This window comes from Sphingomonas sp. Leaf17, from assembly GCF_001421505.1.
Taxonomy (GTDB): Bacteria; Pseudomonadota; Alphaproteobacteria; order Sphingomonadales; family Sphingomonadaceae; genus Sphingomonas.
The window spans coordinates 21,911-44,938 of the sequence record NZ_LMKL01000006.1 but is presented as its reverse complement, the minus strand read 5'-3'; the positions used below and the strand labels follow the sequence as shown (position 1 = coordinate 44,938).

General features: G+C 68.8%; 20 protein-coding genes. 12 read left to right on the top strand and 8 right to left on the bottom strand.

Going from position 1 to position 23,028, the window contains the following annotated elements; genetic code table 11:
* Positions 1 to 49 precede the first annotated feature (49 nt).
* From ASE75_RS09180 to ASE75_RS09170, 3 genes are all read right to left on the bottom strand, one after another.
* The gene (locus ASE75_RS09180; protein ID WP_055932382.1) at positions 50 to 784 is read right to left on the bottom strand and encodes a DsbA family protein; all 735 of its coding nucleotides are present in this window, start codon (positions 782 to 784) and stop codon (positions 50 to 52) included.
* Between the two features lie 33 nt (positions 785 to 817).
* Positions 818 to 1,483: a thioredoxin domain-containing protein gene (locus ASE75_RS09175; RefSeq protein WP_055932379.1), complete on the bottom strand. Its 666-nt coding sequence runs from the start codon at positions 1,481 to 1,483 to the stop codon at positions 818 to 820.
* A 163-nt stretch (positions 1,484 to 1,646) separates the two neighbouring features.
* Complete coding sequence (locus ASE75_RS09170; protein ID WP_055932378.1) at positions 1,647 to 2,180, bottom strand: DUF721 domain-containing protein; 534 nt, start codon at positions 2,178 to 2,180, stop codon at positions 1,647 to 1,649.
* Between the two features lie 14 nt (positions 2,181 to 2,194).
* Between ASE75_RS09170 and ASE75_RS09165 the strand changes: the two genes are divergently transcribed.
* From ASE75_RS09165 to nudC, 3 genes are read left to right on the top strand one after another with little or no spacing between them, the layout of a single operon-like run.
* Entirely contained in the window at positions 2,195 to 3,238 is a 1,044-nt protein-coding gene (locus ASE75_RS09165; protein WP_055932375.1) for an A/G-specific adenine glycosylase, read from the top strand.
* Positions 3,235 to 4,581, top strand: a complete 1,347-nt coding sequence (locus ASE75_RS09160) for a serine hydrolase domain-containing protein (protein WP_055932372.1) — start codon at positions 3,235 to 3,237, stop codon at positions 4,579 to 4,581. Before ASE75_RS09165 ends, ASE75_RS09160 begins: the two co-directional genes overlap by 4 nt.
* The gene (gene nudC / locus ASE75_RS09155; protein WP_443025315.1) at positions 4,581 to 5,453 is read left to right on the top strand and encodes an NAD(+) diphosphatase; all 873 of its coding nucleotides are present in this window, start codon (positions 4,581 to 4,583) and stop codon (positions 5,451 to 5,453) included. The genes ASE75_RS09160 and nudC overlap by 1 nt, the downstream gene beginning before the upstream one ends.
* On the opposite strand, the gene ASE75_RS09150 is transcribed toward nudC, so the two are convergent.
* Positions 5,450 to 6,340, bottom strand: a complete 891-nt coding sequence (locus ASE75_RS09150; protein WP_055932369.1) for a prephenate dehydratase — start codon at positions 6,338 to 6,340, stop codon at positions 5,450 to 5,452. The two genes, nudC and ASE75_RS09150, sit on opposite strands and share 4 nt — an antisense overlap.
* Before the next feature lie 131 nt (positions 6,341 to 6,471).
* On the opposite strand from ASE75_RS09150, the gene ASE75_RS09145 reads away from it, so the two are divergent.
* The gene (locus ASE75_RS09145; RefSeq protein WP_055932366.1) at positions 6,472 to 7,161 is read left to right on the top strand and encodes a c-type cytochrome; all 690 of its coding nucleotides are present in this window, start codon (positions 6,472 to 6,474) and stop codon (positions 7,159 to 7,161) included.
* Between the two features lie 239 nt (positions 7,162 to 7,400).
* On the opposite strand, the gene ASE75_RS09140 is transcribed toward ASE75_RS09145, so the two are convergent.
* Both ASE75_RS09140 and ASE75_RS09135 read right to left on the bottom strand, forming a co-directional pair.
* Positions 7,401 to 8,279 (bottom strand): TIGR00730 family Rossman fold protein, encoded by an 879-nt coding sequence (locus ASE75_RS09140; RefSeq protein WP_055932363.1) that lies wholly within the window; start codon positions 8,277 to 8,279, stop codon positions 7,401 to 7,403.
* Positions 8,280 to 8,322: 43 nt separating this feature from the next.
* Positions 8,323 to 8,970 carry an extensin family protein gene (locus ASE75_RS09135; RefSeq protein ID WP_055932360.1) on the bottom strand — a complete coding sequence of 216 codons (648 nt, stop codon included), beginning with the start codon at positions 8,968 to 8,970 and terminating at the stop codon, positions 8,323 to 8,325.
* Positions 8,971 to 9,157: 187 nt separating this feature from the next.
* Between ASE75_RS09135 and ASE75_RS09130 the strand changes: the two genes are divergently transcribed.
* Both ASE75_RS09130 and serA read left to right on the top strand, forming a co-directional pair.
* Complete coding sequence (locus ASE75_RS09130) at positions 9,158 to 10,312, top strand: phosphoserine transaminase (RefSeq protein ID WP_055932357.1); 1,155 nt, start codon at positions 9,158 to 9,160, stop codon at positions 10,310 to 10,312.
* A 124-nt stretch (positions 10,313 to 10,436) separates the two neighbouring features.
* On the top strand, positions 10,437 to 12,014 hold the full coding sequence (serA, locus tag ASE75_RS09125) for a phosphoglycerate dehydrogenase (protein WP_055932354.1): 1,578 nt from the start codon (positions 10,437 to 10,439) through the stop codon (positions 12,012 to 12,014).
* Between the two features lie 134 nt (positions 12,015 to 12,148).
* Here the strand turns inward: serA and ASE75_RS09120 are convergent, their stop codons facing one another.
* On the bottom strand, positions 12,149 to 13,393 hold the full coding sequence (locus ASE75_RS09120) for an N-acetylmuramoyl-L-alanine amidase (protein WP_055932351.1): 1,245 nt from the start codon (positions 13,391 to 13,393) through the stop codon (positions 12,149 to 12,151).
* Positions 13,394 to 13,850: 457 nt separating this feature from the next.
* Between ASE75_RS09120 and ASE75_RS09115 the strand changes: the two genes are divergently transcribed.
* Positions 13,851 to 16,637, top strand: coding sequence for an Rne/Rng family ribonuclease (locus tag ASE75_RS09115; protein WP_235512596.1), 2,787 nt, complete (start codon positions 13,851 to 13,853; stop codon positions 16,635 to 16,637).
* Between the two features lie 174 nt (positions 16,638 to 16,811).
* On the opposite strand, the gene ASE75_RS09110 is transcribed toward ASE75_RS09115, so the two are convergent.
* Positions 16,812 to 17,579, bottom strand: coding sequence for a hypothetical protein (locus ASE75_RS09110; protein ID WP_156340356.1), 768 nt, complete (start codon positions 17,577 to 17,579; stop codon positions 16,812 to 16,814).
* A 241-nt stretch (positions 17,580 to 17,820) separates the two neighbouring features.
* Here ASE75_RS09110 and ASE75_RS09105 point away from each other — a divergent pair, with 241 nt between their 5' ends.
* From ASE75_RS09105 to ASE75_RS09085, 5 genes are all read left to right on the top strand, one after another.
* Positions 17,821 to 19,164 (top strand): M48 family metalloprotease, encoded by a 1,344-nt coding sequence (locus ASE75_RS09105; protein ID WP_055933259.1) that lies wholly within the window; start codon positions 17,821 to 17,823, stop codon positions 19,162 to 19,164.
* Positions 19,161 to 19,859: a DsbA family protein gene (locus ASE75_RS09100; RefSeq protein WP_055932345.1), complete on the top strand. Its 699-nt coding sequence runs from the start codon at positions 19,161 to 19,163 to the stop codon at positions 19,857 to 19,859. The genes ASE75_RS09105 and ASE75_RS09100 overlap by 4 nt, the downstream gene beginning before the upstream one ends.
* A gap of 267 nt (positions 19,860 to 20,126) precedes the next feature.
* Positions 20,127 to 21,224 carry an ATP phosphoribosyltransferase regulatory subunit gene (locus tag ASE75_RS09095; protein ID WP_055932343.1) on the top strand — a complete coding sequence of 366 codons (1,098 nt, stop codon included), beginning with the start codon at positions 20,127 to 20,129 and terminating at the stop codon, positions 21,222 to 21,224.
* 30 nt (positions 21,225 to 21,254) lie between these two features.
* Complete coding sequence (locus ASE75_RS09090; protein WP_055932340.1) at positions 21,255 to 22,544, top strand: adenylosuccinate synthase; 1,290 nt, start codon at positions 21,255 to 21,257, stop codon at positions 22,542 to 22,544.
* A 101-nt stretch (positions 22,545 to 22,645) separates the two neighbouring features.
* Positions 22,646 to 23,008 carry a hypothetical protein gene (locus ASE75_RS09085; protein ID WP_055932335.1) on the top strand — a complete coding sequence of 121 codons (363 nt, stop codon included), beginning with the start codon at positions 22,646 to 22,648 and terminating at the stop codon, positions 23,006 to 23,008.
* The last annotated feature ends 20 nt before the right edge of the window (positions 23,009 to 23,028 follow it).

Here is a 23,028-nt window from a genome sequence, read left to right as displayed (position 1 = left end):
TCACGCTTTCGTCATCCCCGCTTCGAGCGGGGATGACGGGAGAGGCGGTTTACGCCCCGGCGGCCTTCAGCGCCTTTTCGACGTCGGCCCAGGTGACCGTGTTGGTCAGCGTGTTGCCGTTCAGGATAAACGTCGGCGTGCCGGTGACCGTGCCGGCCTTCATCGTGTCCTCGGTGATCTTGGCGATCGCCTCCAGCTTGGCGTTGTCGTTCAGGCAGGCGCGGACCTTCGCTTCCGGAAGGCCGCGCTGCTTGGCGAAGTCGATCAGGCCCATCTGCTCGGCCAGCGTCGTCATCACCTTGGTCGGGGGGGCGTTGGTCAGGCTGGCCTGCACGGCGGGCGAGATCTTCTGGATCCGGTCGAGATAGTCGTTCTGGATCATGTACATCTGTTCCAGCATCGGGAAGAACGGCTCCGCGCCGCCGCACTGGCCGACCAGCGCCGCCGCCAGATCGCCCGCGCCGTGGACCAGGAAGTCGCGGAACTCGAAGCTGACCTTGCCGGTCGCGACATAGTTGGCGAGCAGCGGGGCATAGGCTTCGCGTCCGAACGCGCCGCAGGTGGGGCAGGTGCGCGCGCCATATTCGACCAGCTTGATCGGTGCGTCCGGGTTGCCGACGCGGAAGCCCTGATCGGTCTGCACGACGGTTTCGGTCCATGGCTTGCTGGCCGGCGCAGCGACGGCCGCGACCGGGGCGGCCGCCGTGCCGTTGCCGCCGTCACCACCCTGCGAACAGGCGGCCAGGGCGAGGGGCAGGACGGCGAGGATATAGCGCAGCTTCATGGACGTGCTCCGAGGGAAAGGCAGGTAAGGGGTTTAGCGCGCGCCGGCGGTGCGCAACAGGGGTTGCAGCGTTGCCCAGTCATGCGCGGGCGTGACGCGGCCGTTGATGTAGAAGGTCGGCGTGCCGGTGACCTCTGGCGGGATCGACGAGGATGCGTCGACCAGCGCGTCGACCGCGGCCTGATCGACAAAGCACGCGTCGATCGCCTTCGGGGTCAATCCGTTCGCCGTTCCGATCGCGGTCAGCCCGGCCCCGTCGGCATAGGCGCGCAGCTGGGCCAGCATCGGATAGAGCGCGATCCGCTCCTGATTGGCCTGTTCAAACGCTGCGCCGCGCGCGAGCCACTGGTCCTGTGCGGTGAAGATCGCCAGCGACCGCACCGGATAACGGTTCACGTCGCCGCAGCGTGCGACAATGGCGGCGGCAAGGTCCAGTCGGTCGCGGACAAGGTTGCGGACTTCGAGACTGGTCGATCCGCGCGCGATCATCTGCGCTTTCAGGATGGGCGCGGATTGCACCGCGAAATGGCCGCAATGCGGGCAGGTGAAGCTGGAATATTCGATCACCTTCACGCGGGCGGCGGAGTTGCCGGTCAGATACGCGCCGGTTGCGGTGCGGGTCGTGGTCTTCGACCAGTCGCGCGCCGGGGTGGCGGCGGTCAGCGCGACGAGGGCGGTGAGGGCGAAAATCAGGCGCATGGTTGGGGGCGGGGTCCTTGCAGGATTACCTTGGGAAAAAGCGTGTTCTCCCGCGCAGGCGGGAGTCCAGGGCCACGAGCACCGCAGCCTGTTGTCCTGTTTGGCCCTAGGCTCCCGCCTGCGCGGGAGGACAGGAAGGAGGCCGTAGCGGTCATCCCCATCATCACGAAACGCGCGGCGGTCCGCTGGAGGCGGCGACGCCGGCGGCCAGCGCCTCCAGCACGGCCTTCAGCTCGGGGTCGGCGATCGACTTCAGCGTGTGGCCCATGTCGACCGGCACGACCTTCAGCGAGGGTGGCGCGCGGCGCAGGGGCGGCTTGGCGACCTCGCCCTGGTGGATCACCACGCGGGCGACCGCGCTGTAGCCGAAGAAGCGGTTCACCCGCTCGATGATCTCGGGAATGATGTGCTGCATCATCGGCGCGAACGCCCCGCGCACGACGAGGGTCAGCGTGCCGCCTTCTTTCTTGCCCATCGGAAAGCGGATCGATTCGGGCTGGCTGGCGGCGGCATAGCGTTCGCCGACGATGTCGGGCCAGCGGCTGACGACCGAGGACTGGATGAAGCCGAACCGGCGGAACGCCGCGCGGCCGACATCGGGCAGCAGTTCGCTGACCTGCCGCGACCGGTTGGCGCGCTGGGGTTCGTCTTTCGGTGGTCTGGGGGCGCCGATGCGCTTGCTCATGGGCGAACCCATGCCATAGCGCGGGCATGGACGCCAAGCGCTTCTCGCATGCTCATGCCTTGCTGCACTGGTACGACCAGCATCGCCGCACCCTGCCGTGGCGCAGCGCACCGGGCGAGACGCCGGATCCGTACCGCGTCTGGCTGTCGGAGGTTATGCTGCAACAGACGACGGTGGCGGCGGTCACTCCGCGATTCGCGGCGTGGGTCGCGCGCTGGCCGAGCTTTGCCGATCTGGCGCGGGCCGAGGATGCCGACGTGATGGCGGCGTGGGCGGGGCTTGGCTATTACGCCCGCGCGCGCAATCTGGTCGCCTGCGCCAAGGTGGTGATGGCCGAGCATGGCGGCGCGTTTCCCCGGACCGAGGCGACCTTGCGGACATTGCCGGGGCTGGGGGCCTATACCGCCGCTGCCGTCGCCGCGATCGCGTTCGGCGAGCGCGCGGTGGTGGTCGACGCCAATGTCGAGCGCGTCGTCGCGCGGCTAGTCGCGATTTCCGTGCCGCTGCCCGCCGCGCGAAAAGCGATCCGCGCTGCCGCCGACACGATCACGCCGGATGTGCGGGCCGGCGACTTCGCGCAGGCCATGATGGACCTGGGGTCGAGCCTGTGTACCGTCCGCGCGCCGAAATGCCTGCTGTGCCCGTTGCGTGAGGGGTGCGAAGGCTTTGCCGGCGGCGCGCCGGAGACGTTGCCGGTCAAGGCGAAGAAGGCGGCCAAGCCACAGCGGTTCGGCACGATCTTCTGGTTGCAGCGCGGCGACGACGTCCTGCTGGTGACGCGGCCCGACACGGGATTGCTCGGCGGGATGCGGGCGCTTCCGACCGGCGTATGGGGTGACGCGCCGCCGGGGCTTGCGGACGCGCCGGCGCAAGCGGACTGGCGACTGCTGGACGCGACCGTTGCCCACGGCTTCACCCATTTCGATCTGCAACTCGGTCTTGCGATTGCAACGATCGACGCGCATCACCCGCGGATCGACGGCCAGTGGTGGCCGGTCGCAGACCTGCACAACGCGGGCTTGCCGACCGTCTTCGCCAAGGCGGCCAGCAAGATACGGAGCCTGTCATGAAGCGCCTGATCGCCACCACCTGCCTGATCGCTGTCTCCGCCGCCGCCTGGGGGCAGGCGCAGCGCAAGCCCGCCGTCGCAACACCGGCCATGATCGAACCGATGACCGCGCGTCCGCAGGCGCGGCTCCTGCCGACCACGCAGGCGTTGTTCGATGCCTACGTTCGCGACGGCAAGATGCCGGGCATCGTGGGAGCGTTCGGCGTCGGCGACCGGCCGACGATGTTCGTTTCCGCCGGGCGGATCGCGGACGATGCGCTGGCCGCGCCCGCCGGTCCCGATTCGCTCTGGCGGGTGTATTCGATGACCAAGCCGATCACCGGCATGGCGGCGATGATCCTGGTCGAGGAGGGCAAATTGCGCCTCGACCAGCCGATCAGCGATTTCTTTCCGGGCTTCAGGACGATGACGGTCGCGTCGTCGCCCGAGACGAGCCTGGCGGGCGTGCCGGCCAAGGCACCGATCACCGTCCGCAACCTGCTGACGCATACCGCGGGCCTCAGCTACAACATCAACGCCAAGGGCGCGATGTTGAAGGAATATGAGCGGCTTGGCCTGCTGCCCGCCGCCGTCAACAGCCAGATGGAGGCGCAGATGCGCGCCGTCCGTCCAAGCACGCTGGCCGAGTTTGCCGAACGCGTCGCCAAGGCTCCGCTCATCGCCGAGCCGGGGACGAAGTGGAGCTATTCGATCGGCCTCGACGTGATGGGCGCGGTGATCGAGAAGGCGAGCGGCATGCCGTTCGACACCTTCGTCCAGACGCGGATCTTCGCGCCGCTCAAGATGACGTCGAGCTACTGGACGGTGCCGGCCAGCGCGGCCAACCGGCTGGCCACCAACTATGCATTCGTCGGCGAAACCCTGACCCCGGTCGATCCCGGCGCGACCTCGGTCTGGTTGCAGAAGCCGAGCTTCCCGTATGGCGGTGCGGGGCTGGTCATGTCGGCGCGCGATTACGACCGGTTCCTGCACATGTTGCAGAATTACGGGTCGCTCGACGGGGTGACGATCATGAAGCCGGAAACGGCGCGTCTGGCGATGTCGAACCTGCTGCCGAACGGCGTGACCTTCGGCGGCGTCGCGGCAGGCACCGGCGGCACCAATGCGGCGGTGCCGATGGGCTTCGGGGCCGGCGGGTCGGTCTATCTGGCGGACAAGCCGAACGGTCCGGGCAAGGGCACCTATGGCTGGGGCGGCGCTGCCGGCACCATCGCCTTCGTCGATCCGGGCCGCCAGACGCGCGGCACGATCATGGTCAATTACTTCCCGGCCGAGAAATGGCCGACCCGCGCCGAAATCCCCGCCGCGCTGGCGCAGGATGTCGCGCGGATGCGGGCGCGGTGATGGCACCCGGCTTTACCGGCGGGATGCTCGACCGGGCCGATGCGATGCGCCACGATCCGGACGGGCTGGCGGCGGCGATGGGCGACTGGCGGTCGCGGCTGCTGGTGCTGGATGGCTATACGCCGACGGTCGATGGTGACGGGCGACTGATGTGGACCACGCTTGCCGATTTGCCCGACGGCGCGGAACTGGTCCTGCTGGGGCTGGAGGGGACGCGCGCGCATTTCGCAGCGCTGCTGCCCGGCATGGTTGAGGGATCGGTGCTGCCGATGCGCTCGCCGGCGCTGATGGCGGTGCTGGCGTCGCTGCGTGAGGGCGAGGCGGCGACCTATGCGGCGGCGCGCAGCGTGCTCGACTGGCATGCGCGGCATGGCTTCTGTGCGAAGTGCGGCCACGAAACCACGCTGTTCCGCGCCGGCTGGGGCCGCAAATGCGGGTCTTGCGCGACCGAACATTTCCCGCGCACCGATCCGGTTGTCATCATGATCGCCGAGCATGACGGCCGCGCGCTGCTGGGGCGTCAGCCAAGCTGGCCGGCGGGTCGCTATTCGGCGCTGGCCGGATTTCTGGAACCGGGCGAGTCGATCGAAGAGGCGGTCGCGCGCGAGATCCACGAGGAGGCCGGGGTGCGGGTGTCCGACGTGCGCTATGTCGCCAGCCAGCCCTGGCCGTTCCCGTCGCAACTGATGATCGCCTGTATCGGCACCGCCGAGGACGACGCGCTGACGATCGACACGCACGAGCTGGAGGACGCGATCTGGGTATCGCGCGACGTCGTGCGGCAGGTGCTGGCGGGTGGCGAGGGGCCGTTCATCGCGCCGCCGCCCTATGCGATCGCGCATACCCTGCTGGAGACGTGGGCGGCGGGTTAACCCCGCGCCCGCGCCTGCGTGTAGGTGCCCAGCAGGCGCACCCATTTCGAGTGGAACCCCAGTTCCTCGACCGCGCGGTCGAACCCGATGTCGCCGGGCTTGCCTTCGACATCGGCGTAGAATTCGGTCGCGGCAAAGGTGCCGCCGCGCTGATAGCTTTCCAGCTTGGTCATGTTGACGCCGTTAGTCGCAAAGCCGCCCATCGCCTTGTACAGCGCGGCGGGCACGTTCTTCACCTCGAAGATCAGCGTCGTCATCCATGGCCCCGGTCCCACCGCCGGCTTGCCGCCGCGCGCCAGCGTGACGAAGCGGGTCATGTTGTGGTCGGCATCCGCGATATCGGTTGCGAGCAACTCCAGCCCATAGATCGCCGCCGCGCCGGGGGGCGCGAGCGCGGCGATGGCCGGGTCGCCGATCTCGGCCACCCGCGCCGCCGCGCCGGCGGTGTCGGGATAGGCCACCGCCTGGATGCCGTGCGCGCGCAGCCAGTGGCGGCACTGACCTAGCGCCTGCGGGTGGCTCATCGCCTGGCGCACGTCGTCGCGCGTGCCGGTGCCCATCAGCGCATGGCGGATGGGCAGGAAATGTTCGCCGGTGATGACCAGCCCCGATTCGGGCAGCAGGAAATGCATGTCGGCGACGCGGCCGTGCAGCGAGTTTTCGATCGGGATGGTCGCGCAGTCGGCACGGCCCTGCTTCACCGCGTCGATCGCGTCGGCGAAGTCGAAGCACGGCAGCGGCAGGCCGTCGGGGAACGCCTCGGTCGCCGCGACATGGCTGTTGGCCCCCGGCGCGCCCTGAAACGCGACGGTGCGTTCGGGCGCGGCGGCGGCGGCCATGGTCATGGCGGCGACGATGGGTCGGGCGGGTGCGGCGAAATCGGTCATGGCCGCGAGGCGTTACGAACCGGCGCGGGCATGAGCAAGTGGGGAGCACGTGGGCAAGCAAGCGCGGCTTGCGATGGGGGCCTCGCGAATCTATGACTGGCGAAATAATTTACGACGGGGCGGATGGCGGCATGGACAATCGGACCAACACGATCGCGGGCTGGGTGCTGGCGGGCTGCGGCGCGGCGCTGGGGCTGGCGATCGTCGGCGGGATGGCGTTTCACGGCGAACGGCCCGAAAAGATGGGCTACCCGATCGAGGGCGTCGAGGAGGCCGGCGGTGACGGCGCGGCCCCGGCCGTGGCGATCGCCAGCCTGCTGCCGACCGCCGATGCCGCCAAGGGGGCGGAGGTCTTCAAGAAATGCGCCGCCTGCCACACCATCACGCAGGGCGGGGCCAACGGCGTCGGCCCGAACCTGTACGCGACGATGGGTGAGGGCATCGCGCAGGGGAAGGGCGGCTTCGCCTTCTCCGAGGCGCTGAAGGCGGTCGGCGGCACCTGGGACTTCGACAAGATGAATGCGTGGCTGACGTCCCCGCGCAAGTTCGCCAACGGCACGAAGATGACGTTTGCCGGCCTGTCCAGCGCCGAGGATCGCGCCAACGTGATCCTGTACCTGAACCAGCAGGGATCGAACCTGCCGCTGCCGGCGGCACCCGCCGCCGGGGCGGAGGCAAAGCCCGCCGACCCCGCCGCCGCCAAGGTGGAGGGCGACGTGCGCAGCGAAACCGGCGACATCGCCAACACCGGTACGCCGGCATCGGGTGCGCCCTCGGTCGATCCGGCGGCCGCGATCGAAGGGGCGAAGGCGGGGAAGTAAGCGGATTGGATGTCGCTCCAGCGCTTCGTTCCAGGAAGAGCGCTTGGTGCCCGTTATCGCGTACCCGTCGTTCCCCGGCGGAGGCCGGGGGCCAGCCGGGTCAGCGTTGTGATATAGATTGCTGTCCGTCACCCAACTCGGCCCCGGCCTCCGCCGGGGAACGGGTGATTTTAAACGACGGGCGATATGGGTCGAGCGGCCCCGAATTGACCGCTCGGCAATCTTCAATGGCCCCGGGCCTACATCTTCTCCGGCTCGCCGTTCCTGGCGTAGAACGCCTGCACCACGTCCCACGCCTCCTGCGCGGTCTCGACGAAGGTGAAGATCCCGAGATCCTTCTCGCTGACCACGCCTTCCTCGACCAGAGCCTCGAAATTGACGACCCGGTTCCAGAAGGCGCGACCGAACAGCAGGACCGGAATCGGCTGGATCTTGCCCGTCTGGATCAGCGTCAGCAGTTCGAACAGCTCGTCGAACGTACCGAACCCGCCCGGGAACGCCGCCAGCGCGCGGGCGTGGAGCAGGAAGTGCATCTTGCGCAGCGCGAAATAGTGGAACTGCATCGACAGCGCCGGCGTGACATAGGGGTTCGGGGCCTGCTCGTGCGGCAGGACGATGTTCAGGCCGATCGATTCCGCGCCGACATCCGCCGCGCCGCGATTGGCCGCCTCCATGATCGACGGGCCGCCGCCCGAACACACGACGTAATGGCGCATCCCCTGCGCGTCCGGCGGACACTGCGACACCATCTGCGCCAGTTCGCGCGCGACGTCGTAATATTTCGATTTGTCGACCAGGCTCTGTGCGATGCGGCGGGCCTTGTCGTCGGTTGCCATGTCCAGCATCGCCTTCGCCTTGGCCGGCTCGGGGATGCGGGCCGAGCCGTACATCACGAAGGTGGAGGCGATGTTCGCCTCGGCCAGCAGCAGTTCGGGCTTCAGCAATTCCAGCTGGAAGCGAACCGGGCGCAGATCCTCGCGCAGCAGGAAGTCCATGTCCTGGAAGGCGAGGCGGTAGGCCGGGTTCTCGGTCTGCGGCGTCGAAATGGCGGTGCGGGCGCTTTCGGCGTCCTGTTTGGCGCGCGGGAAAACGCGCGTCTGCTTGCTCGTGTCAGTCATCGGCCGCGTTTATCGGAAAGGCCCGGGCGTCGCAATCGGCGCGCTATCGGCAGAAGCGCGCGCCATCGTCCTCCAGATGCAGGTGGTTGCGGTGCGCCGCGTTATAATCCGGGCTGAGCACCGTGCCGAAGCGCTTGCAGGCGGACGCGCGGATCGTCTGGAGGAAGCCGCGGACCTGCGGATCGGGCGAGGCCCAGTCGCGCAGGATGCTGATCCGCCGCCCGTCCTTCAGTACGAACCCGCCGACGTCGACCGCATTGGCGATGGCGTGGCCCGACCGCCGCCCGGCGGCCCGCGTCGACCCGACGACGTTGCGGCACGCGTAACTCCCCATCCCCTCGACCCGCGCCAGTTCGGATCCGAGCATCTGGTACGCGGCGGGTGCGACCGCGTTGCGCGCCCAGCCGACGAACGCGCGCGCCTCGCCGCAGCGGACCGCGGTGATGTTGGTCACCGGCACGCCGATATCGACCAGCTGCACCGCGCCGGCGATGCCGCAGCCCGGCCCCGTCTCCCGGTCGGGCAATACCTGAAACGACACGCCCAGCTTCGACAGGTCGGCTAGGCACTGGTTGGTGACGCGGGCCGGCGGTTTCGACAGGTCTGGCCGCGCCTGCACGACCGGGCGTTCGGCACGACCGCAGGCGGTGAGGGCAAGGGCGGCGAGCAGGAGGATTTGGTGGCGCACCACGCCTTCATCGCGGGTCGCGGCGCGTTTGTCAGCCCGAACGCGACGAGCGGTCGGTCGCAATCGGGCCGGTATACGGATCGAACGGACCGGCGACGGGTTCGGGTTGACTTGGGGGCGCGCATCGTTAGGGCGGTCGACGGGCCACGCGGTCCCAACGCCGCGCGCGCTCTCTGTGAGGAGAGATACATTGACGGATTCTGTTACCGCACCCGCATCGGTTGCGCCTGCCAAGCCTGCCACCAAACCGGCACGGCCGTTTTTCTCGTCCGGCCCCTGCGCGAAGCCGCCGGGCTGGGATGCCAGCAAACTCGATACCCAGTCGCTCGGCCGGTCGCATCGGTCGAAGATCGGCAAGACGCGCCTGCAATATTGCATCGACCTGATGCGCGAGATGCTGAAGCTGCCCGACACGCACCGTATCGGCATCGTCCCCGGATCCGACACCGGCGCGTATGAAATGGCGATGTGGACGATGCTGGGCGCGCGCGGCGTGACGGCGATGGCATGGGAGAGCTTCGGCGAGGGCTGGGTCACCGACGCGGTCAAGCAGTTGAAGATCGACCCCGTCGTCGTGCGCGCCGATTATGGCCAGCTGCCCGACCTGCAGGCGGTCGACTGGTCGACCGATGTGCTGTTCACCTGGAACGGCACCACCAGCGGCGTGCGCGTGCCGAACGCGGACTGGATCCCCGAGACCCGCGAGGGCCTGTCCTTCACCGACGCGACCAGCGGCGTGTTCGCCTATGACATCGACTGGGCGAAGATCGATGTCGCGACGTTCAGCTGGCAGAAGGTGCTGGGCGGCGAGGGCGCGCACGGCGTGCTGATCCTGGGGCCGCGCGCGGTCGAGCGGCTCGAAAGCTATACGCCCGCCTGGCCGCTGCCGAAGGTCTTCCGTTTGGTGTCCAAGGGCAAGCTGGCTGAGGGCGTATTCAAGGGCGAGACGATCAACACGCCGTCGATGCTGGCGGTCGAGGATGCGATCCTGAGCCTGGAATGGGCCAAGTCGCTGGGTGAGGGTGGCCTGATCGCCCGGTCCGACGCCAATGCCGCCGCGCTCGATGCGATCGTGGCCGAACGCGACTGGCTCGGCCATCTCGCGGTCGATCCGGCGACCCGGTCAAAGACCAGCGTCTGCCTGACCGTCGAGGGTGCCGACGAGGCGCTTATCAAGGCGATGGCGTCGCTGCTGGAGAAGGAAGGCGCGGCGTTCGACGTCGCCGGCTACCGTGACGCGCCGGCTGGCCTGCGCATCTGGTGCGGCGCGACCGTCGACACCGCCGATATCGTGGCGCTCGGGCCGTGGCTCGACTGGGCCTACGCGACCGCGAAGGCGGCCTGACCTTCCTGTTCCCCGGCGAAGGCCGGGGTCCGGTTTCGGGGCACTCGTGACGACGCGAGACGCCCTATCACCCCTTCCTTTCCAACTGGACCCCGGCCTTCGCCGGGGAACGGAGTATTGACCAATGCCCAAGGTACTGATTTCCGACAAGATGGACCCCAAGGCCGCGCAGATCTTCCGCGAGCGTGGCGTCGAGGTCGACGAGATCACCGGCAAGACGCCGGCCGAACTGATGGCGATCATCGGCGAGTATGACGGTCTGGCGATCCGCAGCTCGACCAAGGTGACGAAGGAAATTCTCGAACACGCGACCAATCTGAAGGTCGTCGGCCGCGCCGGGATCGGCGTCGACAATGTCGACATCCCCAGCGCATCGGCCAAGGGCGTGGTCGTGATGAACACGCCGTTCGGCAATTCGATCACCACCGCCGAACACGCCATCGCGCTGATGTTCGCGCTCGCCCGCCAGCTGCCCGAGGCCGATGCGTCGACCCAGGCCGGCAAGTGGGAGAAGAACCGCTTCATGGGCGTCGAACTGACGTCCAAGACACTGGGGCTGATCGGCGCGGGCAATATCGGTTCGATCGTCGCCGACCGCGCGCGCGGGCTGAAGATGAAGGTCGTCGCGTTCGACCCGTTCCTGACGCCCGAGCGCGCGGTGGAACTGGGCATCGAGAAGGTGACGCTGGACGAACTGCTGGCGCGCGCCGACTTCATCACGCTGCACACGCCGCTGACCGATTCGACGCGCAACATCCTGTCGGCCGAAAATCTGGCCAAGACGAAGAAGGGCGTGCGGATCATCAACTGCGCGCGTGGCGGGCTGGTCGATGAGGTCGCGCTGAAGGCGGGACTCGATTCCGGCCATATCGGCGGTGCGGCGCTCGACGTGTTCGTCGAGGAGCCGGCCAAGACGTCGCCGCTGTTCGGCACGCCGAACTTCGTGTCGACCCCGCATCTGGGCGCGTCGACCACCGAGGCGCAGGTCAACGTCGCGATCCAGGTCGCCGAGCAGATGGCCGATTTCCTCGTCAACGGCGGCGTCACCAACGCGCTGAACATGCCGAGCCTGTCGGCCGAGGAAGCGCCGAAGCTGAAGCCCTATATGGCGTTGGCGGAGAAGCTCGGTTCGCTGGTCGGCCAGCTGACGCATGGCGCGATCGGCCGGATCTCGATCCATACGGAGGGTGCCGCCGCCGAGCTGAACCAGAAGCCGCTGGTCAGCGCGGTGCTGGCCGGGTTCCTGCGGACCCAGACCGACACGGTCAACATGGTCAACGCCCCCGTCCTGGCGCGCGAGCGCGGCATGGAAGTGCGCGAAGTGCGGACCGAGCGCGAGGGCGACTACCACACGCTGCTGCGCGTGTCGGTGAAGACCGATGCCGGCGAGCGGTCGGTCGCGGGCACGCTGTTCGGCGATGCCGCACCGCGTGTGGTCGAACTGTTCGGGATCAAGGTCGAGGCCGATCTTGACGGTCCGATGCTGTACGTCGTCAACGAGGACGCGCCGGGCTTCATCGGTCGCCTCGGCACCACGCTTGGCGAGGCGGGCGTCAACATCGGCACCTTCCACCTCGGTCGCCGCTCGGCTGGCGGCGAGGCGGTGCTGCTGCTGTCGGTCGACGAGACGGTGACCCAGGCACTGCTCGACAAGGTCCGCGCGCTGCCCGGCGTGAAGACCGCGATGGGCCTGACGTTCTGACCGGGGTGGCCCCGCCGGTGTGATGCCGGCGGGGCCATTCTGAGCCTCAATCCGTCATTGCGAGCGTGGCGAAGCAACCCAGTGATGCCCGCTACGTCGTGGATTGCTTCGCTTCGCTCGCAATGACGGGGGCGTTACCGCGACGCCATCCGCCGCGCGAAATGGACTTCGACGGCGCGGCGGACGGTTTCGGCGATGCGTTCGCGACCCTCGCGGCTGTCGAGGAACGCCTCGTCGGTCGGGTTCGAGATATAGCCGGTTTCCAGCAGCACCGACGGCATGTCGGGGGCCTTCAGCACCATCAGCGATGCCATCCGGTGGAAGACCGCCTTGGTCGGGATCAGCGGTTTCGCCTCGCGCCCCAGCACGCGGGCGAAACTGGCCGAGACGTTCATCGTCTCGCGCTGGGTCAGGTCGATCAGGATCGACGAGACGTCCGACGTCGTGTCGGCCAGATTGACGCCGGCGATGATGTCCGCCTTGTTCTCGCGCGCGGCCAGCCGGGCCGCCTGCTTGTCCGACGCGATTTCGGACAGGGTGTAGACCGAGGCCCCGGTCGCCTCGCCCGTGCTGACGCTGTCGCAGTGGATCGAGATGAACAGGTCGCCGTGCAGCCGGCGGGCGATGCCATAGCGTTCGCTGAGCACCAGATAGCGGTCGTCGTCGCGGGTCAGCGCCACCCGCACCCGCCCGCTGGCGAGCAGGGTGTCGCGGATCTGCCTGGCGATCTTCAGCGTGACGTCCTTTTCGCGCAGGCCCGTCGCCGGGCTGATCGCGCCGGGATCGACCCCGCCGTGCCCGGCGTCGATGACCACCAGCGGCCGGCTGTCGTCACCGCGGATACGGGGCAGGGCGGCGGCCTTGCGTGCCGGCGGTACGGGGATCGACACCTTGTACTTCGCGCGTACCGGCTCGCTGCCCCAGACCGATGGCAGGAAGCTCAACGGGCCGGCGATGCTGGCGGCGGCGAATTTGCGCGTATCGACGTTGCGCAGGGTCAGGGTCAGCGTGCGTCCCGACGGGTCGAAATCGCCCTTGGCGACGATCGCCGGGCTGGCGAGGTCGAACACGATGCGCGTGCCATTGTCGCCGCGCCGCCCCTGGCGCACCGCCACGACCGGGCCGGAAACGACCGCGTTCGTGCCGGGTGTGGCCCCGGTGACGTCGACCGCGATCCGGCGCGGCCCGTCGAGCACGAACGAGGCGGCGGTTTCGACCGACTCGTCGAACCGGATGACGATCCGGTCGTCCTCGATCGCGACTCGTTCGACCGTGGCCGCCCGCGCCGGACTGGCCAGCCAGCCGGCAAACATCGCAAGCAGGAACAACATCGGCCGGTCATGCCGCGCCGACCCGCGGCCGGTCCAGCAAAAAGCCATGGTGGCAAACCCCTTTACTATCTGTGGCCGGTGTACGGGGTGGGGCAACAATGGCGCGTTGCGTCATGCGGTTAACACGCCGTTCGGCACGATTCTGCCGGCCGGAGCGGCAAGGTTCTGCCAGTTGCTTGGAACCTTTCGCGATGCTACCTATCCATGCGCAGCCGTGTATGCGCCGTTCCGACGGTGCCGACGGCCTACCGGCCGGTCCGTTCTGGCACCGGCCAATTCCAGGTTGACGCTCGCATGCCGCATATCTCCTGTCCGCCCGACCGACCGGCCTGTGCCGGCGGAGTCGTGGGCGTGGCGGAGCCGCGGGGCGATGCGCCCCGATGTGGGCAGCGAGCAGAGGCAATGTCCGAAACCCATCGCGCAGCCGACCCGACCGGGCGGCGCGCCTTTTATCATCGCGCGCGACGATTGCCGACAGGCCCGGCGCGCGCGTGGAGACCAACACATGACCATGCGTATGCTGATCGACGCACGCCACCGGGAGGAGACCCGGGTCGCCGTCGTCAAGGGTAACCGGATCGAAGAATTCGATTTCGAATCCGCCGAGCGCAAGCAGCTCAAGGGCAACATCTACCTCGCCAAGGTGACGCGGGTCGAACCGTCGTTGCAGGCGGCGTTCGTCGATTACGGCGGCAATCGCCACGGCTTCCTCGCGTTCAGCGAAATTCACCCCGATTACTACCAGATTCCCAAGGAGGACCGCGAGGCCCTGTTGCGGGAAGAGGCCGAGCATGCCGCCGAGGAAGCGGCCCTGCGCGCCGAGCATGACGATGATGACGACGCCGACGACCTCGACGACGAGCGCTTCGATGACGAGGATCACGACGGCGAGCATGAGGGTGAAACCGAGGGTGCCGAGGGCGACGACGCCCCGCGTCCGCGCGCGGCGAAGTCGAACGGCAATGACGATCAGGTCGAGGCGCTGCGCCAGCGCCGCATGAACCTGCGCCGTCGCTACAAGATCCAGGACGTGATCCATCGCCGCCAGGTGCTGCTGGTCCAGATCGTCAAGGAGGAGCGCGGCAACAAGGGCGCGGCGCTGACGACCTATCTGTCGCTGGCCGGCCGCTATTGCGTGCTGATGCCCAATACCAGCCATGGCGGCGGGATCAGCCGCAAGATCAGCAATGCGGGCGACCGCAAGCGGCTGAAGTCGATCATGGCCGACATGCAGCTGCCGCCGTCGATGGGCTGCATCGTGCGCACCGCAGGACTCCAGCGCACCAAGGTCGAGATCAAGCGCGATTTCGACTATCTGGCCCGCCTGTGGGACGGCATCCGCGAGAACACGCTGAAGTCGGCCGCGCCCGCGCTCGTCTACGGCGACAGCGACATGATCAAGCGGGCGATCCGCGACATCTACAACAAGGATATCGACGAGATCATCGTCGAGGGTGTCGAGGGCTATCAGCAGGCGCGCGAATACATGAAGCTGCTGATGCCGACGCACGCGCGCCGGGTGAAGCATTATTCGGATGCGGTTCCGCTGTTCCAGCGCAGCCATGTCGAGGATCAGCTGGCGGCGATGTACAACCCCGTCGTCCAGCTGAAGTCGGGTGGTTATCTGGTCATCAACCCGACCGAGGCGCTGGTGTCGATCGACATCAATTCCGGCCGGTCGACGCGCGAGCACAATATCGAGCAGACCGCGACCGCGACCAACCTTGAGGCCGCGCAGGAAATCGCGCGCCAGCTGCGCCTGCGCGACATGGCCGGCCTCGTCGTCATCGACTTCATCGACATGGACAACGGGTCCAACGTCCGGAAGGTCGAGAAGGCGATGAAGGAGGCGCTGAAGAACGATCGCGCGCGTATCCAGGTCGGCCGCATCTCGTCGTTCGGGCTGATGGAAATGAGCCGCCAGCGCCTGCGTACCGGCGTGCTGGAGGCATCGACCCGCCAGTGTCCGCATTGCGAGGGTACGGGTCTGGTCCGTACCGCGTCGTCGGCCGGCCTGTCCGCGCTGCGCCTGATCGAGGACGAGGCCGCACGCGGTCGCGGCACCTATCTGACGCTGCGCGCCAGCCAGGAGGCGGCGACCTATGTGCTGAACCGCAAGCGCGCCGACATCGCCGAGATCGAGGAGCGTTACGGCGTGCAGGTCGAGATCCTGCCCGATCGCGAGGAGGAGGGCGCGCGCATGTCGGTCGAGGCCGCCGGCCCGCCGCCCGCGCATCCGCCGCGCTTCGACCCCGTGATCCTGGAGGTCGAGGATGACCTGGAGGAGATCGAGGAGGAGTTCGAGCCGGAGGTCGAGGAAGCCGAGGAAGTCGAGGAGCGCGCGCCCCGTGCGCCGCGCCGCGAGGAGGAAGGTGGCGACGAGAGCGCGGAAGGCCGCAAGCGTCGTCGCCGTCGTCGTGGACGCCGCAACCGCCGCGAGGATGGCCAGCCGGAAACGCAGGACGGTGTCGAGGGCGACGAGACGGTCGATGGCGAGTTGGTCGATTCCGAACCACTCGACGCTGACGCGCTCGACGCCGAAATCGAGGCCGACGGCGATGTCGTCGCCGACGATCGTCCAGCGGCCGAGGGTGGCGAAGGGCGTCGTCGTCGCGGGCGTCGCGGTCGCCGTGGCGGTCGCCGCGGTGAGGGTGGTGCCGACACGGCGCAGGCCGAAACGTCGTCCGACGACGGGGATGCGCCGGTTGCCGAGGTCGACGCCGACGTTTCGGTCGCCGACGCGGTCGAGCCGGTCGAGGCACCGGTTGCCGATGTGCCCAAGACGCGTCGTCGTCCCCGCGCGCGCGCCAAGGCACCCGAGGCGCGTGAGCCGGAGGGTCGCGAGATCGCCGAACCGGCGATGATCGTCGACGCCAGCGATGTCGGTGCCCCCGCCGATCCGGTGGTGACCGACGACGTGCCGGCCAAGCCGAAGTCGAGCCGCCGCAAGAAGGCGACGCCGGTCACCGACGAGATCGTCCAGCCCGAGGCTCCGGCCGCGGACGAGACGGTTGCGGAGGAGGTCAAGCCGAAGCGGACGCGCCGCAAGAAGGCCGAAGCCGAGGTCGTCGAGGCTCCGGCCAAGCCCGCCCGTGCGCCCCGCGCCAAGGCCAAGCCCGCCGCCGCCGATCCGGTCGGGGCCGATCCGGTCGAGGCCGAGCCAGCGGCGGAAACGCCGGCTACGCAAGCGCCCGTCGTCGAGGACACGGCCGCCGACGACCGTGTCGGCGCGCAGGACGACACCGACGGCAGCCCCCGTCGCGGCTGGTGGCAGCGTACCTTCGGGGCCTGAGACCAACCCACCCCCCGGCTTGTCGTGCCGGGGGGTGGGTATGCTTATTTCTGCAGCCCGTCATTGCGAGCGCAGGCGAAGCAATTCAGGCCGTCACGGCATCTGGCCCCGGATTGTTTCGCCTGCGTTCGCAATGACGCGTCTTTGACACCCTCCGCGATCGACGCGCGTGCGCTACCGCGTCGGCGACAGCGTGTATCGCATGGCGATCCGCGTCGCTGTATCGCCGCGCATCGTGACCAGCATCGTCCAATAGGCCGGGCGCGGTCCGGCGGTGCCGACCAGGATCTCCACCGGGCAGGGCGCGGTGCAGCCGTTCACCCGGACACTGCCGATGGCATCGGTCCGAAGCGCGGCGAGCACTGCGCGCGCGCCGCCACGACAGGCCCCGCTGCCGGTCGGATCGGCACAGGCCGTCACGGGCAGGCGTCCACCGGCTTCCGCCGCACGGCGCGTCGCGGCCAGCGCGCGGACGGCGGCGAGGCCGGGCGCTTGCGAACCGGCGACCGGAAAATACCCGCGCGTATCGGCAAGACAGGCCGCGCCGTCGTCCAGCCGGAACAGCGCGGTCCGCGTGACGTCGCGCGCACGGTACCGCTGCCCGCCCGCCCGCGTGTCGGTGGCATATTCAAACGGGGCAAAGGCGATCCGGAACGTATCGGCGTGGCAGAAGCCGGAGGGGCCGGGCGCGGGTCTGGCATCGAGCAGCACCGCCTCCAGCCGCCGTGTCGCGCCGTCCCCGCCCGCCGGCAAGACCTGCGCGCGGACGATCGGCGGATGGTCGGCCGGCAACAGCGCGTCGGCCAGCGTCGCCGGGCTTGCCGCCGCGACCTCGGCTGCGGTGAAAACCGGCCGTTCCGGCATGTCTTTCGCGCGGGTGCCAGCCTGTATCCCCGCCGGAATTACCGCCTGAGCCAGCGCCAGTGCGAACGTCACTACCATGGCCGAATGCTCCGTCATCGCCATCCACCGGCTGTCCCGATGCTGGCGTGCGATGGGATCCTATCACCATGGCGGTCGATTTTCACCGTCGGTTCAGGCTCGCGGGGCCATAGGGCGGATGCGCGGCTCCAGCGACGGCATCAACAGGGGGCGGGCCTTCACCGTGATGCTGCACCCGCCCGACCGTGGCCGGTACGGCGATGCGTTGACGCAAGGCCCCTGGAAGGACGATAGCAGATCCATGAAGCGACTGGTCGCGGCGTTCGCGCTTTCCATAATGGCCCTTGCCCAGCCCGCCGCCGCGCAGTCGATCCTGCGCGACGCGGAAACCGAGGCGATGTTCGCGCAGATGTCGACGCCGCTGGTCAAGGCCGCCGGCCTGTCGCCGCGCGACGTGCGCGTCGTCCTCATCAACGACGATTCGATCAACGCCTTCGTCGCGGGCGGGCAGACCGTCTATGTCCATTCGGGCCTGATCCGCGAAGCCACGACCGCCAATCAGGTGCAGGGCGTGATCGCACACGAACTGGGGCATATCGCCGATGGCCATGTCGTGCTGGCCGATGCGGGCACGAAGCCCGCGCTGGGTGTCACCCTGCTCAGCATGGTGCTGGGCCTGGCGGCGATCGCGGCGGGCAGCGGCGAGGCGGGGGCGGGCATCATGGCGGCGGGCCAGCAGGTCGGCATGAACAAGTATCTGTCGTTCACGCGGACGCAGGAATCGAGCGCGGATGCCGCCGGCGCGCGCTACCTGAACACCGCCGGGATCAGCGGGCGCGGCATGCTGGAGTTCTTCAAGCGGTTGCAGGGGCAGGAATATCGCTACGGCTATACCAATGTCGATCCGTTCGCGCAGACCCACCCGCTGTCGGGCACGCGTATCGCCAACCTGACCGATACGTTGCAGGCCGCGCCCGCGTGGAGCGCGAAGCCCGATGCCGCGCTGGAGGAACGGTTCCGCCGGGTGAAGGCCAAACTGCTCGGCTATACCGCGACGCCGGACGAAACGCTGCGCGCGTTCCCGGTCACCGACCAGTCGATCTATGCCCATTACGCCCGCGCCTATGCCTATCACAAGGCGGGGTATCCGGACAAAGCCGATGCCGAGGCGGACGCACTGGTGGAGGCCGATCCGGCCGATCCCTATTTCCTGGAGATCAAGGGCCAGATCCTGCTGGAAGCGGGCAAGCCGGCCGAGGCGGTGGCTCCCTTGCGCGCCGCGACGCAAGGGTCCGACGCCAATCCGCTGGTCGCCACCACGTTCGGCCACGCGCTGATCGCCACCGACGACGCGGGGCGCTATCCGGAGGCGGTCAAGGTGCTGCGCGCAGCGGTGGGGCGCGATGACGACAATCCGTTCGCGTGGTATCAGCTCGGCACCGTCTACGAACGTCTGGGTGACGCCCCGCGCGCCGCGCTCGCCACCGCCGAACGCGCCAGCATGACCGGCGACACCCGCACCGCCATCGCCAGCGCGCGCTATGCGCTGGCCAATCTCGCCCCCAACAGCACGGACTGGATCCGCGCACAGGACATCAGCATGACCGCGCAGAACGACCTGGACGACAAGAAGAAGCGCCGGTGAACCGTCTCGCATTGCCGGGGATCGCGTTGGCCGGGGCGCTGGTCGGTGGCATCGTGGTCTGGGGTGGGACCCGCGCCAGCGATACCGTGCGGATCGAGGGGATCGTCCACGACTATATCCTCGACCACCCCGAGATCCTGCCGCAGGCGATCCAGAAACTGCAGGAGCGCGAATCCGGCAAGGCGGTGGCGGCGGTCGGGCCGGACATCACCAAACCCTATGGCAGCGCGGTGGCGGGCAACCCGCAGGGCGACGTGACGCTGGTCGAGTATTTCGATTACAACTGCGGCTATTGCCGTGCCAGCCTGCCGCTGATCGACCAGCTGATCGCACGCGACCCCAAGCTGAAGGTCGTGTTCCGCGACCTGCCGATCCTGGCCCCCAGCAGCGCGGACGCCGCGCGCGCCAGCCTGATCGCGGCGCAGCAGGGCAAGTTCGCGGGCTTCCACAAGGCGCTCTACGCCGCCGGCCCGGTCAGCGACGCGACGATCGCCGCCACCGCTGCCGCGACCGGCGTCGATCTGGCGCGCGGCGATGTGAAGGCGGCGGATGCCGAAATCGCGCGCAACATGGCCGACATGCGCGCGCTGGGCATCACCGGCACGCCAAGCTGGGTCGTGGGCAACCGCATGCTGACCGGCGCGCTGCCGATCGCGGAGATCGAGAAGGCGATCGCGGCGGCGCGGGGGGCTTAAGGGGAAGCGACACTCGCAACTTCTGTCAGCCACCCCGGCGAAGGCCGGGGTCCAAATGGACCGGCGATGGCGTGACGCAATGTCCGTCGACCCTATTGGACCCCGGCCTTCGCCGGGGTGGTTCCGTCTTTCCTCCCGCCCGCGCGCGGGGGAACGGGCGTGGTTCGCCGGCATCCCGTTTGTCCCGGGCAAGCAGGTGAACCTTGACGCCACCCTCCGCACCGACCACTCCCGCCCGCGCACCCACCGAGTGAGACGAGACGCGCCATGACTGCCCTGCTGCCCGAAGGTTTCCGCGACCGCCTGCCCCCGTTCGCCGACGCGGCCGCGCGGGTCGAGGCGCGCGTGCTGGAGACGGCGGCGCTGTTCGGCTATGAGCGCGCCGACCCGCCGCTGGCCGAATATGCCGAGGCGCTGGGCACCCGGCTGAAGACCGGGGCATTGCGCGACGCGGTGCGCTTCGTCGATCCGGTCAGCCAGGCGACGCTGGCGATCCGACCCGACCTGACCGCGCAGGTCGCGCGCATCGCCGCGACACGGATGGGTCATCACCCGCGCCCGGTGCGGCTGAGCTATGCCGGCACCGTCCTGAAACTGCGCGCATCCGAACTGGCCCCCGCGCGTGAATGGCGACAGATCGGGTGCGAACTGATCGGTCTCGATTCGGTCTCGGCCGCGTGTGAGGTGGTCGGTGTCGCGGTCGATTCGCTGAGCGCGGCGGGGGCGGCGGGCGTGTCGATCGACTTCACGCTGCCCGATCTGGTCGACGCGCTGGCGGCCGGGCCGTTGCCGGTCGCGGCCGACGCGATCGCGCTCCTGCGCGACCGGCTGGATGCCAAGGACGCCGGCGGTGTCGCGGCGATCGCGCCGGACTATCTGCCGCTGATCGAGGCGGCGGGGCCGTTCGCGGTCGCGCTCGACCGGCTGCGCGCGTTCGACCGCTGGGGCGTGCTGGCCAGTAGGATCGACGGGCTGGCGACGATCGCCGCCGCGCTGGGCGACGCTTGCGCGCTGACGCTCGACCCGACCGAGCGGCACGGGTTCGAATATCAGTCCTGGCTTGGCTTCTCGCTGTTCGCCGACGGCCTGTCGCGCGAGGTCGGGCGTGGCGGCACCTATACCATCGTCCACGAAGGCGGGGCGGAAGAGGCGGCGACCGGCTTCTCGCTCGACGCCGACGCGCTGGCCCCGCGCGCGACGGTCGAGCGGCGTCGGCTGTTCCTGCCGCTTGGCACGGATCCGGCCGAAGCGGCGCGCTTGCGCGGTCAGGGCTGGGTCACGGTGGCGGCGCTGGCGGAAGGGGATACGCCCGAAGCACAGCTTTGCACGCATCTTATGGTAGCAGGCAGCCCGCGCGCGCTGTAGGCGCTGCTGCGTAACAAGGGAGACACGGGTTTGGCCAACGTAGCAGTCATCGGCGCACAGTGGGGCGACGAGGGCAAGGGCAAGATCGTCGACTGGCTCGCCGAGCGCGCCGACATGGTCGTGCGGTTCCAGGGCGGGCACAATGCCGGCCACACTCTGGTCGTCGGCGACAAGACGTACAAGCTGTCGCTGCTGCCGTCGGGGCTGGTGCGCGGCACGCCGTCGGTCATCGGCAATGGCGTGGTCCTCGACCCCTGGGCGCTGAAGGCGGAGATTGCGCGGCTGGGCGAGCAGGGCGTGGTCGCGACGCCCGACGTGCTGCGGATCGCCGATACCTGCCCGTTGATCCTGCCGTTCCACCGCGATCTCGACGCGCTGCGCGAGGATGCGAGCGGGGCGGGCAAGATCGGTACGACCCGGCGCGGCATCGGTCCGGCGTACGAGGACAAGGTCGGCCGGCGCGCGATCCGCGTGTGCGACCTCGCGCATCTCGACGATCTGGGGCCACAGCTCGACCGGCTGACCGCGCATCACGACGCACTGCGCGCCGGCTTCGGCGAGCCGCCGATCGACCGTGACCGCCTGATCGCCGACCTGCGCGAAATCGCCGATTTCGTCCTGCCCTTCGCGAAGCCTGTTTGGCGCGACCTGAACGCCGCCCGTGCGGCGGGCAAGCGCATCCTGTTCGAGGGCGCGCAGGGCGTGTTGCTCGACATCGACCACGGCACCTATCCGTTCGTCACCTCGTCCAACACAGTCGCGGGCGCGGCGGCGTCGGGGTCGGGGATTGGCCCGTCGGGCGTCGGCTTCGTGCTGGGGATCGCCAAGGCATACACCACGCGCGTTGGCTCCGGCCCGTTCCCGACCGAGCTGGATACGCCGGTCGGCGAGCAGCTTGGCATCCGCGGGCATGAATTCGGCACCGTGACGGGTCGCAAGCGGCGCTGCGGCTGGTTCGACGCGGTGCTGGTACGCCAGTCGGCGGCGGTCGGCGGCATCACGGGCATCGCGCTGACCAAGATCGACGTGCTCGACGGGTTCGAGAGCGTCAGCATCTGCACCGGCTATACCTTGCGCGGCGAGACGCTTGATTATTTCCCCGCCCATGCCGCCGATCAGGCGCTGGTCGAGCCGGTGTACGAGACGATGGAGGGCTGGTCCGAATCGACCGCCGGCGCGCGCAGCTGGGCCGATTTGCCGGCGCAGGCGATCAAGTATATCCGCCGGATCGAGGAGCTTATCCGCTGCCCGGTGACGCTGGTGTCGACCAGCCCGGAGCGGGATGACACGATTCTGGTGCGGGATCCGTTCGCGGACTGACCGCGCCGTTCATGACGCAGACGAAAAAGCCCGGGTAGTCTGACGACCACCCGGGCTTTCTTTCATGCGACGCGCAAACGCTGGTTCAGCGCGGTGTCATCGTGCCGGTCGTCGTCGACGGCGTCATGGGCGTGGTCGGGGCCATCGGGGTAGAACCCGGCGTCTCTGTCGTCATGGTCGAACCCGGTGCCGGCGGCATGGTCGGCATCGTGCTGCCCGGACGCTTGCCCTTCCTGGACTTCGTCGTCGGGCTTGGCATGGTCTGGTCCATCGTACCCATGGTGTCGGTGCTGGTCGTGGGCATGCCGGGCTGGGTCGGCATGGTCTGGCCCGGCATCGTCGGCTGGGTCGTGCTGCCGGGAGTACCCGGCGTCATCGTCTGGGCGGTCAAGGTAGTCGGGATCAGCAGGGCCGATGCGGCCAAGATATTGAGGATCTTCATGATTTCTCTCCTGCGTTCGTGACGGAAGGACGCAGGAGAGCG